The following is a 12,656-nucleotide window of genomic DNA, read 5'->3' on the forward strand; positions in this document are numbered from 1 at the left end:
GGGCCGAATACGACCAGATCCGCGCCATGGGCTCTGGCGCCCGCTTCACAGCGGGCGGCCAGGGTGCCGGCGGGTTCGAGGACGTCTTCAGCATGTTCGGTCAGGGCCGCGGCGGCGGTGCGCGCTTCCAATCCGCCGATGACTTCGACGACATCTTCTCGATGTTCAATCAACAGCCGGGCGGCCGTTTCGGCTCCGGGCGGTTCGGTCAGACCTCGGGCGGATTCCGCGGTTTCGGCGGGCCGACCAAGGGCGGCGACGTCACCGCACGCACGACGATCGACTTCCTCACCGCCACCAAGGGCGAGACCATCACGCTGCAGGGCGAGGACGGCAAGCCGTTCAAGGTGAAGATCCCCGCGGGGGTCAAGGACGGGCAGAAGATCCGGCTGCGCGGACGCGGTCGCCCGTCGCCCGACGGCGGCGAGAACGGCGACATCGTCGTGTCTGTCACCGTGCGGCCTCACCCGGTGTTCACGCGCGACGGGCTCAACCTACGGGTGACGGTGCCGGTCACCTTCACCGAGGCTGTGCTCGGCGCCACCATCGAGGTGCCGACGCTCGGGGGAGACCCGGTCAAGCTCCGCGTGGCGCCGGGCACCCCCTCCGGACGCGTGCTGCGCGTCAAGGGACGCGGCGTCGCGACGACCAAGGGAACCGGCGACCTGCTCGCCGAGGTGCAGATCGCGGTGCCGTCGCACCTCGAGGGCGAGGCGCGGGAAGCGCTCGAGCGATTCCACGAGCTCGAGCCGAAGGACAACCCCCGGGCGGACCTCATGCAGAAGGCGCGCGGCTAGGTCTGCCGTGTGTGCCGTCGTGAGTGCAGGAGATGTGGGCGGGGCAGGACGGATGCGTGGCATCCACTCCTCCCCTCGCACCATCTCCTACGCTGGCGACAGGAGGGGGTGAGGGCATGAACGACGAGATCGACGACGACATGCCCATCTTCGCCATCGCGGTCGCGGCGGAGCTGTCTGGCATGCACCCGCAGACCCTGCGTCAGTACGACCGCATCGGCCTCGTGGTGCCCGCGCGCACCCAGGGCGGGTCGCGCCGCTACTCGCCGCGCGACGTGGAGCAGCTGCGGGAGGTCGCCCGCCTGTCGGCCGAGGGCATGAGCCTGCCCGCCATCTCACGCATCGTCGAGCTCGAGAACCAGGTGCGCGAGCTGCGGCGCCAGGTGCGCGACCTCGAGCACCGTGTGCGCGCCGAGATCGAGAACCGTCCCGGCGCGCGCGTCTTCGCCGCCGGCCCCAGCGGCGGCGTCATCACGCTGCGCCACGGCAAGAGGGTGCGGCGCGCCACCGACCTCGTGCTGTGGCGGCCGCGGCATCCGGACTCGGACTGACGCGGCCGCGCGCGGCTCGTTGCCGGACCGTCGCGTCCATAACTCCTCGAAGAACCGCCCCGCACGGGTTGTGCGGGGCGGTTCTGCCGTCTGCGCGACGGATCTCGAGGAGTTGCGGCGCGCGCGTCGCGCCGCCGACCTACGCGACGGTCGCCGCGGTGGCGTCCCCGATTTCGCCGACCAGCACCTCGAGGACGTCCTCGAGGTACAGCAGGCCCACCGTGCGGCCGTCGGCATCCAGGCTGCGCGCCACGTGCGCGCCGCGCCGGCGGAGCGTTGCCATGGCGTCCTCGAGCTCGGTCGCCCGGTGCACCGTCGCGAGGCGACGCAGCCGCTTCTCCGGGATGGGGCTGCGGAACTGGTCCGCAGCGTCGAGGTCCATCACGTCCTTCATGTGCACGTAGGCCACCGGCTCGCCGTCGGTGCCCGCGATGACGTAGCGCGAGAAGCCGTGTTCGGCGACGGCGCGCTGCACGTCGGCCGGTGTCGCACCGGCCGGCAGCAGCACCAGCTCGCCCAGGGGGACGTCTACGTCGGCCACGGTCTTCTCGGTGAACTCGAACGCACCGGCGAGGGTGCCCGAGGCATCCACGAGGGTGCCTTCGCGGCGCGACTGCTCCACGATGTTGGCGACCTCGTCGAGCGTGTAGGTGCTCGTGGCCTCGTTCTTCGGCTGCACGCGGAACAGGCGCAGGATGCCGTTGGCGACGGCGTTCAGCGTCCAGATGACCGGCTTGAACACCTTCGCCACGGCGACCAGCGCGGGGGCGAGGATGAGCGCAGCGCGGTCGGGCACCGAGAACGCGATGTTCTTCGGCACCATCTCACCGAACACGACGTGCAGGAACGTCACGAGCGCCAAGGCGATGGCGAACGCCACCACGCTGATGAGCTCGGGCGTGAGGCCGGTGAGTCCCAGCGGGATCTCCAGCAGGTGGTGGATCGCCGGCTCCGACACGTTCAGGATCAGCAGCGAGCAGACGGTGATGCCCAGCTGGCTCGTCGCCAGCATGAGCGTCGCGTGCTCCATGGCCCACAGTGTGGTCTTCGCCGCCTTGCTGCCCCGCTCCGCCCGGGGCTCGATCTGCGAGCGGCGGGCGGAGATGACGGCGAACTCGGCGCCGACGAAGAACGCGTTTGCGATCAGCAGGACGAACAGCCAGACGATGCCCCAGACGTCCTCACTCATGGCGGGCTCCCTTCAGGACGCTCTCGCGGGCTCTGTCGTGGTCGGTCATGACGCTGAGATCGGTTTCCGGGTCATCGGGCATGTAGCGCAGGCGCACGATGCGGTGTCCGTCGATGCGCTCGACGCGCAGCGTGCCGGCGGCGATGCGCACCTCGTCGCCCAGTTCGGGCAGGCGCTCGAGGACGTCGGTGACGTAGCCGCCGGCCGTCTCGTAGTCGCCCTCTTCGGGGATCTCGACGCCGGTGCGGTCGAGCACCTCGTCGGGGCGCCAGCTGGCGTCGAACGTGACCGAGCGGCCGGAGCGCAGGATGCCGGTGCGGGTGCGGTCGTGCTCGTCCTCGAGTTCGCCGACGATCTCCTCGATGAGGTCCTCGAGGGTGACGATGCCGGCGGTGCCGCCGTATTCGTCACCGACGACGGCGATCTGCAGGCCCTCGGTGCGCAGCACCGTGAGCAGGTGGTCGGCTCCCATGCCCTCGGGCACGGTGCGGACGTCGCTCATGAGGGCGTCAGCCCGGGTCTGTGCGCGGTCCTCCAGCGGAACGGCGAACGCGTGCTTGACGTGCACGACGCCGACGACGCGGTCGGGGGTGCCGTCGATGACCGGGAAGCGGGAGAACCCGGTGCTCCGGGACTGGGCGATGACGGTGTCTGCCGTGTCGGCGATGTCGACGGTGGCCATCCGCACGCGCGGGGTCATCACCTCGGAGGCATCGTGCGAAGCGAAGCGAAGCGTGCGCCGCAGCAGCTGCGCGTCGGAGCTGTCCAGCAGCCCGGCCATCGCGGAGTGCCGGATGAGGTAGGACAGCTCGTCGGCGCTGCGGGCGCCCGAGAGCTCCTCCTTGGGCTCGATGCCGACCGAGCGGATGACGGCGTTGGCGGTGTTGTTGAACAGCAGGATGAGCGGTTTGAACACCGCGGTGAACGCGCGCTGGAAGGGGGTGACGAGCTTGGCGGTTGCCAGCGGCACGGCCAGGGCGAAGTTCTTCGGCACGAGCTCGCCGATGATCATCGAGAAGAGCGTCGCGATCAAAATGCCGGTGACGGCGCCGATCGGGCCGATCGCCCCCTCGGGAAGGCCGAGGTCGAGCAGCGGCCCGCGCAGCAGGCTGCTGATCGCCGGCTCGAAGGTGTAGCCCGTCAGCAGCGTCGTCAGCGTGATGCCGAGCTGTGCGCTGGAGAGGTGGGTCGACGTGATCCTCAGTGCGGAGATGGTGCCGTCCAGGCCCCGCTCGCCGCGGGCGCGTCGCGCCTCGAGCTCGTGACGGTCCAGGTTCACCAGCGCGAACTCGCTGGCGACGAACAGGCCGGTTCCCACGGTGAGGACCAAGCCGATGCCGAGCATGATCCACTCGTTCACTCTTTACACCCCCTGACCGTTGAACGTGCCGCGTTGGCGGCTAGGCAGTCAGAGGGCGCGGGACTATGAGAGGGAGGGTCATCCATGATGGATCAAGGCTAGACAGCCGCCCGCCCCGCAAGCTGAGAAACCGCCCCCGAGTGAGTATTCGCGCGCCCGAGTGAGTATTCGCGACCGCCCGGCGTCGACCGGTTAGCGGGACATACCGCGCAGTCGGTATGCTGTCGAGCACGCACTGCCGCGCGCGAACGAACGAGGAGGTTCGGATGCAGATCACCGGAGCCGTGCTCGAGGTCTCGGGGGCGACCGCGCCGTTCGCGGCATCCCGTCCCTTCACCGTCGGCCCCCTCGAGCTCGATGGGCCGGGCCCCGGCGAGTTGCTCGTGTGCATCGAAGCCGCCGGGGTGTGCCACTCCGACCTCAGCGTCGTCGACGGCAACCGCCTGCGCCCCACACCGATGCTGCTCGGCCACGAGGCCGCGGGCATCGTTGAGCAGGTGGGCCCGGGGGTGGACGACCTTCGCCCCGGCGTGCGCGTGGTCATGACATTCCTGCCCCGCTGCGGCGCGTGTGCGGGGTGCGCGACCGACGGCCGCCTGCCGTGCGAGCCGGGAACAGCGGCCAACACCGCCGGCACCCTCGTCGGCGGTGGCACGCGACTGCGCCGCCGGAGCAAGGACGGGGCGGATGCCGGCGCGCCCGTGTTCCACCACCTCGGCGTGAGCGGTTTCGCCAGCCACGCCGTCGTCAGCCGCACCTCCGTCGTGCCGGTGCCCCCCGACGTGCCGGCCGAGATCGCCGCGCTCCTCGGCTGCGCCGTGCTCACGGGCGGCGGCGCCGTGCTGAACGCCGCGCGTCCGGCATCCGGTTCTGCGATCGCGATCGTGGGCCTCGGCGGGGTCGGCATGGCCGCGCTGCTGGTCGCCGTCGCGCTCGGGCTCGAGGTGGTCGGCGTCGACGCCGTGCCGGCCAAGCTGGACCTCGCGCGAGAGTTCGGCGCCACGGAGGCGCTCTCGCCGGCGGATGCCGTGGCGCGCGGCATCCGCACCCCGACCGCGATCGAGGCAGCCGGGTCGGCCCGCGCGTTCGAGACGGCGCTGGCGCTGACGGCGCCGGGTGGGACGACGGTGACAGTGGGGCTCCCCGGGCCCGACGCGCGGGCCGAGGTGTCGCCGCTGCAGCTGACCGCCGAGGCGCGCACCGTGATCGGCAGCTACCTCGGCTCCGCCGTGCCCGCTCGCGACATCCCGCGCTACGTCGAGATGTGGCGCGCGGGACGGCTGCCGCTGGAGCGTCTGGTGACCTCCCGCATCCGGCTCGACGACATCGACGCCGCGATGGACCGCCTCGGTGCCGGCGGCGAGCTGCGCCAGCTCATCGTCTTCTGACTCCAATCCCGACGAAAGGAACCCGTATGACCTCCTGTTCTCCCTCCCGCACCGCGATCGTCACCGGAGGCGCGCGCGGCATCGGCGCCGCGACCGCCCGCCGCCTCGCCGCCGATGGTCACGCCGTCGCCGTGCTCGATCTCGACGCGGCCTCGTGCGCCGACACCGTCGCCGCGATCGAAGCCGGCGGTGGTCGCGCGCTCGCCGTCGGGGCGAACGTCGCGGATGCCGAGGCCGTGGCATCCGCCGTCGACACGGTCGTCGCCGAGCTCGGAGCGCCGACGATTCTCGTGAACAACGCGGGGATCATCCGCGACAACATGCTGTTCAAGATGAGCGAGGACGACTGGGATGCCGTCATCACCGTGCACCTGCGCGGCGCCTTCGTCATGACGAAGGCCGTGCAGGCGCACATGGTCGAGGCCGGGTGGGGGCGCATCGTGAACCTGTCGTCGACGTCCGCGCTGGGTAACCGTGGACAGGCGAACTACGCCGCGGCGAAGGCCGGGATGCAGGGGTTCACCAAGACGCTGGCGATCGAACTGGGGCGGTACGGGGTGACGGCGAACGCCGTGGCGCCGGGGTTCATCCAGACCGACATGACCCGCGCGACCGCCGAGCGGATGGGGGTCTCGTTCGAGGACTTCGTTGCGGCGATGGCGAAGGAGATCCCGGTGGGGCGCGGCGGGACACCCGAGGACGTCGCGACGGCGGTGGCGTTCTTCGCCGGCGAGGATGCCGGGTTCATCTCGGGCCAGGTGCTGTACGTGGCGGGCGGGCCGCGCGCATGATCGCGGCGGAGTCGCCGGTGGCGCTGGCCGGGCTCGTGGGGGCGACGGCCACGGGGGAGTGGTTCGAGATCACGCAGGAGCGGATCGCGGCGTTCGCCGAGGCGACCGAGGATCGGCAGTGGATTCACCTGGATGCCGAGCGTGCGGCATCCGGGCCCTTCGGGGGGACGATCGCGCACGGGTACCTGACGCTGTCGCTGCTGCCGCGGCTGACCGAAGGGCTGCTGCAGGTGGGCGGGGTCGCGATGGCGGTGAACTACGGCCTCGACAAGGTGCGGTTCCTGCAGCCGGTGCTCGCGGGGTCGCGCGTGCGGGCGGTGACCGAGCTCGCGTCGGCGGACGAGACGCCGCAGGGGGTGCGGGTGGGGATGCGCACGACCGTCGAGATCGACGGGGGACGCAAGCCCGCGCTGATCGCCGAGACGCTGGCGCTGCTGGTCCCCGAGCCCGCCGGAGTGCCCGCTCGCGAGTGAGTATTCAGGCTCCCGAGTGAGTATTCGCGCCGCCGAGTGAGTACTCGTCGCGAATACTCACTCGGCGCGACGAATACTCACTCGGCAGTGAGCGTCAGTCGCGGGCCAGCACCAGGGCCATGCCCTGGCCGCCGCCGACGCACATCGTCTCGAGGCCGTACCGCCCGCCCGTCGCGGCGAGCCCGTTGATCAGCGTCGACGTGATCCGCGCCCCCGTCATGCCGAACGGGTGTCCCACCGCGATCGCGCCGCCGTGCACGTTCAGCCGGCCGTCGTCGATGCCGAGCTCCCGCGCCGACGGGATCACCTGCGCCGCGAACGCCTCGTTGATCTCCACGAGGTCCATGTCGTCGATTCCGAGCCCGGCGCGCGCCAGCGCCTGCCGCGACGCCTCGACGGGACCCAGCCCCATCACTTCCGGTGACAGCCCGCTCACGCCGGTCGACACGATCCGCGCCAGTGGCTGCAGCCCGAGTTCGTCCACCACCCGGCCGGACACGATCACGACGGCCGCCGCCCCGTCGTTGAGCGGGCAGCAGTTGCCCGCCGTCACCGTGCCGTCCGGCCGGAACACCGGGTCGAGCCCGGCGAGCCCGGCCTCGGTGACCCCGGCCCGCGGGCCGTCGTCCGCAGTCACCACGCTGCCGTCCGCGAGCGTCACCGGCGTGATGTCGCGCTCCCAGAAGCCCGAGGCGATCGCCGCCTCGGCACGCTGCTGCGACCGTGCGGCATACGCGTCCTGCTGCTCGCGGGTCACCCCGTGCAGCTGCGCGACGTTCTCGGCGGTCTGGCCCATCGCGATGTAGGCGTCCGGCAGCGCGCCGTCCGCACGCGGGTCGACCCAGGCCGATGCCCCCGCCTCGCCGCGCGCGGCCGTGCGCGCCGCGGCATCCGCGAAGGCCGGGTTCACCGCCTCCGGCAGGTCGGCGAATCCGTGCGCGTACTGCGACACCGACTCGACCCCGGCCGATACGAATACATCGCCCTCGCCGGCCCGGATCGCGTGGAACGCCATCCGGGTCGTCTGCAGCGACGACGAGCAGTACCTGTTCACGGTCGTCCCCGGCACGCCGTCGAGCCCCAGCAGCACCGCGACGATCCGCGCGATGTTCATGCCCTGGCGTCCCGCGGGCTGCCCCGTGCCGATCATCAGGTCGTCGATGCGCGCCGGGTCCAGCCCCGGGACGCCATCCAGCGCCGCCTGCACCATCTGCGCGACGAGGTCGTCGGGCCGGACGTCCGCGAGCGACCCCTTGCGCGCGCGGCCGATGGGCGAGCGAGCCGTGGCGACGATGTATGCCTCGTTCATGAGGTGAACGCCTGGATGCCGGTGATCTCGCGCCCCACGATGAGGGTGTTCATGTCGTGTGTCCCTTCGAAGGTGTAGATCGCCTCGGCGTCGCAGAATGCCCGCGCCGCGCCGTAGTCCAGCGTGATGCCGTTGCCGCCCATCACCTCGCGGCACAGGGCCACGGTCTCGCGCATGCGGGCGGTCACGAACGCCTTCGCCATCGCCGCCTGGGCGTCGGTCTGCGTGCCCTCGTCCTGCAGCTGCGACACCCGCGTGCACATCGCCAGACATGCGGTGATGTTCGACAGCGCCGTGGCGAGCTTGTGCTGCACCAGCTGGAACGACGCGATCGGCCTTCCGAACTGCTCGCGGTTCGCGGTGTAGCGCACGGCGGCCTCGTAGGCGCCGATGCCGTTGCCGAGCCCTTGCCAGGCGACCTCGGCGCGCGTCAGCCGCAGCACGATCGCGACCTCGGTGAACGACTCGATCCGCTGCAGTCGCAGGGAATCGGGAACGACGACGCCGGTGAGCGTGATGTCGGCGTTCTCAACGGCCCGCAGCGACTGCTTGCGCTCGATCTTGGTCGCCGAGTACCCGGGCGTGGAGGTGGGGACGATGAACCCCTTCATCTCCCCGTCGTCGGTGTCCCGCGCCCAGACGACGGTGATGTCGGAGAATCCGGCGCTGCCGATCCAGCGCTTGGCGCCGTCGATCACCCACTCGTCGGTGCCGTCGGCCGCCGTCCGCCGGGTGGCGGTCGTGCGCAGTCCCCGCGCCGTGTCGGATCCCGACAGCGGCTCGGTCAGCGCGAACGCCCCGACGAGCTCCCCTCGGGCCATGGGCGGCAGCCACTGCGCCCGCTGCTCGTCGGATCCGCCGACCCAGATCGCGTTCATCGCCAGGCCGCTGTGCACGCCCAGGAAGGTGGCCGTCGAGGCATCCACCCGGGAGATCTCCAGGGCGACCCAGCCCCGGTACAGGGCGCTGTTGTCGTACTGGGCGACCTCGGGGATGCCGGCTCCGAGCATGCCCAGCTCGGCGAACCGGGGGAAGAGGTGACGAGGGCTCTCCGCGCGTTCCCAGAACTCGTCCGCCCGCGGGGCGACCTCGTCACGCAGGAACGCCCGGATGCGGCCGAGCTGCGCGCGCTCGGCGTCGGTGAGCGCGCTCTGCAGGTCGTAGAAGTCGGCGTCGAGGCGCGCGGCAGGCGGCGCGTGCGTCTCGTCGGCGGGTGGGGTGAGGGTGAGCGGCATCGCTTCTCCGATCGTCGGTGATCCGGTGTGACGCCCATCATGCAACATTTCTCAGGATGTTGCATCCATCCGGCGCGGCGGTAGAGTTCCGGCATGTCCACGCCTGCGCCGGTCGCGCCGCCCATCGCGACCGTGGGGGTGGATGCCGCCCCCTCCTGGCTCTCGGCGCGGCTGGCATCCCACTCCGACGCGCGGCGGGCGTTCGACCTCGCCCGCGAGCAGTTCATCGCCGGGCACCGCATCGACATGGGCGCGCTCGCTGCGGCACTGGGGGTGGATCGCACGTCGCTCTTCCGCTGGGTGGGCAACCGCGACGCCCTGCTGAGCGAAGTGCTGTGGTCGCTCGCCGTCCCGACGCTGGTGCAGGCCGACCACGCGACGGCGGACCGCGTCGGCGCCGACCGCCTCGCCGAGCTGCTCACCCACTTCGTCGCCGACCTGAACCGCGCGCCCTATTTCCGCGAGTTCCTGCGGCGTGAGCCCACCCGCGCGCTGCGCCTGCTCACGACGGTCGAGAGCGAGATCCAGCGTCGGTACGTCGCGACGACGGAGTGGCTGATCCGCGCTGAGCTGGGTGCGGAGCCGCTCGGCGGGGCCATCGACGTGCACAGCCTCGCGTACCTGCTCGTGCGCGTGTCCGAATCGTTCACCTACGCCGACCTGATCGCCGGCGACGAGCCGAGCGCGTCGCGCGCCCGCGCGGCGTTCCGCGTGCTGCTGCGCGCGGACTGACCCCTGGAGGACCGATGCCGCACTACGGCGTGCGCCGACCGTTCATGACCCGCTGGCGCGACAACGACCAGTACGGGCATCTGAACAACGTCGTCTACTACGAGGCGATGGATACCGCGGTCAACGCCTGGATGATCGCAGAGGGAGGCCTCGACCCGGCATCCTCTCCCGCGATCGCCCTCGTCGTTTCGTCGTCGTGCGACTACCGTGCCTCGGCGTCGTTCCCCGAGCCGCTCGAGGTGGGGATCGGCGTGGATCGGCTGGGGGCCACGAGCATCACGTGGGCGCTCGGGATCCTGCGCCCCGGCGAGGACGAGCCCATCGCTGTGGGGCGTTTCGTTCACGTGTTCGTGGATGCCGCGAGTCGCCGGCCCGTTCCCGTGCCGGATGCCGTGCGCGCTGCGGTGGCGGCGCAGCTGCTCGGCTGAGGTTCCGGCGGGGCGCCGGGTCGAGCGCTGCGGGCTTTGGCGCCCGGTACGCGCCCCGAACCGGGGTCTGACGGGGTTCGGCGCCCGGTACGCGCCCCGAACCGGTGGATTGCGGGGTTCGGTGCCCGGTACGCGCCCCGAACCGGTGGGTTGGGGGTTCGCAGCCCGGTACGCGCCCCGAACCGGTGGGTTGGGGGTTCAGTGCCCGGTACGCGCCCCGAATCGGTGGGTTGGGGGTTCGGTGCCCGATTCGCGCCCCGAATCGGTGGGTTGGGGGTTCGGTGCCCGATTCGCGCCCCGAACCGGTGGATTGCGGGGTTCGGCGCCCCGACCCGGTGGATTGGGGGTGGGGCGCCCGGTACGCGCCCCGAACCGGGGTCTGACGGGGTTCGGCGCCCGATACGCGCCCCGAACCGGCCGGGTTGGACACAAACCGACCAGGCGGTATGCTGAACGAGCGACGCGATGCGGCGCGGAGAGGGGTCGACGATGACCGACGTGCCGGGGCTCGACGTGCAGGCGCTCACCGAATGGTTCGCCGGTGCGCACCCCGACCTCGCGGACGGTGACCTCACCGCCACCGTCATCGCCGGCGGCCGCAGCAACCTCACCTACGCGATCGACGGCGCGCGCCGCCCGCTCGTGCTGCGGCGCCCGCCGCTGGGCCACGTGCTCGCCAGCGCCCACGACATGAGGCGCGAGCACCGGGTCATCTCGGCGCTGGCATCCACGCCGGTGCCCGTGCCGGTCGCCGTGGACGTCGTCGACGACACCGGCGGCGCGATCACCGGCACCACGTTCTTCGTCATGGAGCGGGCACCCGGGCGGGTGCTGTCCACACCCGGGCACAACGCCGGGTACGCCCCCGCGGGGCTGGCGCGGCTGAGCACCGATCTCGTGCGGACCCTCGCGGATCTGCACGGCGTGGATCCGGCATCCGTGGGGCTGGCGGACTTCGGCCGCGCCGACGGATACCTCTCGCGCCAGATGTCGACGTGGAAGCGCCAGCTCGACGCCTCGCGTTCCCGCGAGACCCCCACCCTCGACGCGCTGCAGGAGCGCCTGGGCGAGGGGATGCCGCAGAGCCGGCGCTCCGGCATCGTGCACGGCGACTACCGCCTCGACAACGCGCTCGTCGACGGCGCGCAGCCGCGCCTGTCAGCCGTGCTCGACTGGGAGATGGCGACGCTCGGCGATCCGCTGGTGGATCTCGGTATCTTCGCGCTGTACTGGGACATCGCCGCGCTTCCCGCCGCGTTCGGGGGCGCGATCCCGAGCGCCGTCGATCCGGCCGCCGGCTACCCCCGCTTCGACGAGCTCGCCGAAGTGTACGCCCGGCAGGCCGGAACGGATTTGCCCGACCTCGGCTGGTACCGCGCCTTCGCGGCGTACAAGCTCGCGGTGATCCTTGAGGGGATCCACTACCGCTTCGTCGCCGGCGACACCGTCGGCGACGGATTCGACGGGATGGGCGCGCTGGTGGAACCCCTCGCCCGCCAAGGACTGGAGGCGCTCTGATGGACTTCGCCCACGATGACACCACCCGGCAGCTCGCCGAACGGGCGCGCGCCTTCGTCGACGAGCACGTGGTGCCCGCCGAGCCGGTGCTGCAGGAGCAGCTGGATGCCACGCCCGACCAGTGGGGCTTCCGGCCGATCGTGACGGAGCTGCGGGAGCGCGCCCGCGCGGCGGGGCTGTGGAACCTGTTCCTGCCGGGCGAGCACGGGGCGGGGCTGACGAACCTGCAGTACGCGCCGATCGCCGAGATCACCGGGTGGAGCCCGCGGCTCGCACCGGTCGCGTTCAACTGCGCCGCCCCCGACACCGGCAACATGGAGGTGCTGCACGACTTCGGCACCCCCGCCCAGCAGGAGCGGTGGCTCGAGCCGCTGCTCGATGCCCGCATCCGCTCGGCGTTCTGCATGACCGAGCCCGACGTGGCCTCGAGCGACGCGACGAACATCGGCACGCGCATCCGTCGCGACGGGGACTCCTACGTCGTATCGGGCCGCAAGTGGTGGTCGACGGGGGCGATGAACCCGGATGCCGCGATCTTCATCGTGATGGGCAAGACCGATCCCGACGCCGAGCGGCATCGTCAGCAGTCGATGATCCTGGTGCCCCGCGACGCCCCCGGCGTGCGCGTGGAACGGGCGCTGACGGTGTTCGGCTACGACGATCGAGACCACGGGGGGCACGCCGAGGTCGTCTTCGACGGCGTGCGGGTGCCGGCCGAGAACCTGCTCGCGGGCGAGGGCGACGGGTTCGCGATCGCCCAGGCGCGGCTGGGGCCCGGTCGCATCCACCACTGCATGCGGGCGCTGGGCATGGGCGAGCGGGCGCTGGCGCTGATGACCGACCGGGCGAACGAGCGCGTCGCGTTCGGGCGCACCCTGGGGGAGC

General features: G+C 71.7%; 13 protein-coding genes. 9 read left to right on the plus strand and 4 right to left on the minus strand.

Going from position 1 to position 12,656, the window contains the following annotated elements; all coding sequences use genetic code 11:
- Positions 1-797: DnaJ C-terminal domain-containing protein (locus NQ160_RS07770; protein ID WP_257514647.1), on the plus strand; the 797-nt coding region annotated here is incomplete at its 5' end.
- 116 nt (positions 798-913) lie between these two features.
- Positions 914-1,348 carry a heat shock protein transcriptional repressor HspR gene (locus tag NQ160_RS07775; RefSeq protein ID WP_257514648.1) on the plus strand — a complete coding sequence of 145 codons (435 nt, stop codon included), beginning with the start codon at positions 914-916 and terminating at the stop codon, positions 1,346-1,348.
- Between the two features lie 139 nt (positions 1,349-1,487).
- Here the strand turns inward: NQ160_RS07775 and NQ160_RS07780 are convergent, their stop codons facing one another.
- Positions 1,488-2,537, minus strand: a complete 1,050-nt coding sequence (locus tag NQ160_RS07780; RefSeq protein ID WP_257514649.1) for a hemolysin family protein — start codon at positions 2,535-2,537, stop codon at positions 1,488-1,490.
- Positions 2,530-3,897: a hemolysin family protein gene (locus NQ160_RS07785; protein WP_257514650.1), complete on the minus strand. Its 1,368-nt coding sequence runs from the start codon at positions 3,895-3,897 to the stop codon at positions 2,530-2,532. The genes NQ160_RS07780 and NQ160_RS07785 overlap by 8 nt, the downstream gene beginning before the upstream one ends.
- A gap of 266 nt (positions 3,898-4,163) precedes the next feature.
- Between NQ160_RS07785 and NQ160_RS07790 the strand changes: the two genes are divergently transcribed.
- From NQ160_RS07790 to NQ160_RS07800, 3 genes are read left to right on the plus strand one after another with little or no spacing between them, the layout of a single operon-like run.
- Positions 4,164-5,285, plus strand: a complete 1,122-nt coding sequence (locus tag NQ160_RS07790) for a zinc-binding dehydrogenase (protein WP_257514651.1) — start codon at positions 4,164-4,166, stop codon at positions 5,283-5,285.
- A gap of 26 nt (positions 5,286-5,311) precedes the next feature.
- A complete protein-coding gene (gene fabG, locus NQ160_RS07795; protein WP_257514652.1) occupies positions 5,312-6,076 on the plus strand; it encodes a 3-oxoacyl-ACP reductase FabG in 765 nt (254 codons plus the stop codon).
- A complete protein-coding gene (locus NQ160_RS07800; protein ID WP_257514653.1) occupies positions 6,073-6,549 on the plus strand; it encodes a MaoC family dehydratase in 477 nt (158 codons plus the stop codon). Before fabG ends, NQ160_RS07800 begins: the two co-directional genes overlap by 4 nt.
- Before the next feature lie 94 nt (positions 6,550-6,643).
- Here NQ160_RS07800 and NQ160_RS07805 read toward each other — a convergent pair whose 3' ends face one another.
- Positions 6,644-7,858, minus strand: coding sequence for an acetyl-CoA C-acetyltransferase (locus NQ160_RS07805; RefSeq protein ID WP_257514654.1), 1,215 nt, complete (start codon positions 7,856-7,858; stop codon positions 6,644-6,646).
- On the minus strand, positions 7,855-9,093 hold the full coding sequence (locus tag NQ160_RS07810) for an acyl-CoA dehydrogenase family protein (protein WP_257514655.1): 1,239 nt from the start codon (positions 9,091-9,093) through the stop codon (positions 7,855-7,857). The genes NQ160_RS07805 and NQ160_RS07810 overlap by 4 nt, the downstream gene beginning before the upstream one ends.
- Before the next feature lie 93 nt (positions 9,094-9,186).
- Between NQ160_RS07810 and NQ160_RS07815 the strand changes: the two genes are divergently transcribed.
- The 4 genes from NQ160_RS07815 to NQ160_RS07830 all read left to right on the plus strand — a co-directional run.
- Positions 9,187-9,825 carry a QsdR family transcriptional regulator gene (locus NQ160_RS07815; RefSeq protein WP_257514657.1) on the plus strand — a complete coding sequence of 213 codons (639 nt, stop codon included), beginning with the start codon at positions 9,187-9,189 and terminating at the stop codon, positions 9,823-9,825.
- 14 nt (positions 9,826-9,839) lie between these two features.
- The gene (locus NQ160_RS07820) at positions 9,840-10,253 is read left to right on the plus strand and encodes an acyl-CoA thioesterase (protein WP_257514658.1); all 414 of its coding nucleotides are present in this window, start codon (positions 9,840-9,842) and stop codon (positions 10,251-10,253) included.
- A 489-nt stretch (positions 10,254-10,742) separates the two neighbouring features.
- Positions 10,743-11,771 carry a phosphotransferase family protein gene (locus NQ160_RS07825; protein ID WP_257514659.1) on the plus strand — a complete coding sequence of 343 codons (1,029 nt, stop codon included), beginning with the start codon at positions 10,743-10,745 and terminating at the stop codon, positions 11,769-11,771.
- On the plus strand, positions 11,771-12,656 hold an 886-nt coding region (locus tag NQ160_RS07830; protein WP_257514660.1), incomplete at its 3' end, for an acyl-CoA dehydrogenase family protein. The genes NQ160_RS07825 and NQ160_RS07830, both read left to right, overlap by 1 nt.

The organism is Microbacterium sp. zg.Y909 (assembly GCF_024626565.1).